Genomic DNA, 1,868 nt, shown 5'->3' with positions numbered 1-1,868 from the left:
TTTCTTTATTTTGCCAGCTCTTTTTCGTGCTAGGCTTTCTTTGTACTTCACGTGATGAGTAGGATTAATTGCCCAATCTAAGATGTTTTTGCTTGCATTAAAATCGCGTTTAATTAACTTGCCTGTGTATTTAGATACCCATTCTCTTTCGGTAACATCATGTTTTTCTTCATGTTTTGTTCCAAATTCAACTTGACTCGTTTTATAAGAATCAACCATAATTAATGTTCTTCCTAAGCGATTAGCCCATTGTTTAAGTAATTGCGACATTTCATAAGGTTTTATCTTAGCTAATTTACGATTTTTAGCCTTATTTTGTTCCTTATTAAGCTCAAAACTTTCTCGACGCATTTCGATAGCATCAAGTTTTTCGATTGCAACTAAGTCGTACTGTCCAATAACTTCTTTTGCCAAACGTGTGTATTCATCTGTGAGAATATGTTTACGTTTTTGATACAAGTACTGAATTTGCTTATTATAATTGGCAATTCTTTTAGATTTTTTTGAAAGCCACGTAAGTTGGTCACGTTGTGACTTCAACTGGTCAATCTTTTTTTCAAGAGCATCTGCTTTTTCAGATACTTTGGAATCAATATAGATTTCATGATCATCAGAAGTATGCCAAGCCTTGTTATCTTTCATATTCCAGTCAGCTCCCACCATACTTGAAACTTTTTTACGATTCTTAACTGTTTTAAAGACAACTTGAATTTCAAAAGTCCCATCAGCTTTTCGCTTAATTTTGGTGGTAACAATCTTTGCACTTTTCATATTTTTGATATTTTCTACCACTTGAACAACGCCGTAATCTTGTATTTTTAGATGATGTGCAGAAATAACTTGAGCAATACCATTTGATGGCAAAGAAACACAACGTTTACTTTGCCAAGGACGCAAATAGTTTAAAGAACCTTTACGATACCAAGATTTGTGTTTGCGGTTATTCCCATGCACGTTTTTACGATAGTTTTCTTTATCTTCTGCGGACATTTTGGCAGATTTTTTCAACACTTTTCGGTATTCACCGAAATTGGTTAATAAGCTTACTAAAAATTCATCTCGTAAAGCTTGCGAGTGAATACCAACTTTTTTCCCATCCCATTTATCTAAAGAATAAAAATCCTTCAGGATTTTAGGAATTAATACATCTTTCGCTAAGGCAACCTTAGTTTTTTTGGTTGTTGGAAAAGGGCGGTTAAGGTGTTTACGACCGTAGGTCTTTTCCAAGTACTTAACAATATAGTTGTATACTTTGTTTTCAACCGCAATATTTTGTTGAAATTTAGCTACCAAGTCATCAGTAACAACCAAACGATAGCGTCTAACTCTTAAATATTCAGTTGTCTTTGGTAGCTTAATCATATATTTCACTTTCCTCTACTAGTTTTTTGATTACGGATATATTCTTTGATAAGTTCTTCAGAACGTTCACTTACTGTACAAGCAAAATAGCTTGGTTGCCATAAATGCCCACCCCATAATTGTTTTTTTAGCTCAGGGTGATGCATAAATAACATACGTGCAGACACGCCTTTATAGCCTTTCATCATTGAAGAAAGGGAATTTTTAGGGCTTGCATCAACCAACATGTGAACGTGATCGGGCATAATCTCCATTTCCAGTATTTTCCCGCCAAATTGTTCAGTCATACTAATCAGTAGTTGTTCTAATTCCTGTTTGATAGGTCCGACTAAAACATCTTTACGATATTTGGTTACTAATATTAAATGATATTTCAAAGAATATACGCTTGTTCTACTGTAGTTTAATTCCTCAGAATGTGCTTGCATATGTTTTCGTCCAATCATTTTATTCTCAACTATATTTTAATATTTATATTTTGCAAATACAAGAGAATTGAACTAAAA

General features: G+C 33.5%; 2 protein-coding genes. Both read right to left on the bottom strand.

What is annotated here, in order from left to right:
• A partial coding sequence (locus JCM10991_RS11580) for a zinc ribbon domain-containing protein (RefSeq protein ID WP_025021577.1) occupies positions 1 to 1,362 on the bottom strand: 1,362 nt, incomplete at its 3' end.
• Positions 1,363 to 1,367: 5 nt separating this feature from the next.
• Positions 1,368 to 1,790, bottom strand: coding sequence for an IS200/IS605 family transposase (gene tnpA / locus JCM10991_RS11575; RefSeq protein ID WP_035189054.1), 423 nt, complete (start codon positions 1,788 to 1,790; stop codon positions 1,368 to 1,370).
• Positions 1,791 to 1,868 lie beyond the last annotated feature (78 nt).

The sequence above is a fragment of the Ligilactobacillus equi DSM 15833 = JCM 10991 genome (assembly GCF_000615765.1).
GTDB lineage: Bacteria > Bacillota > Bacilli > Lactobacillales > Lactobacillaceae > Ligilactobacillus > Ligilactobacillus equi.
This window is presented reverse-complemented; position numbering and strand designations above follow the sequence as displayed.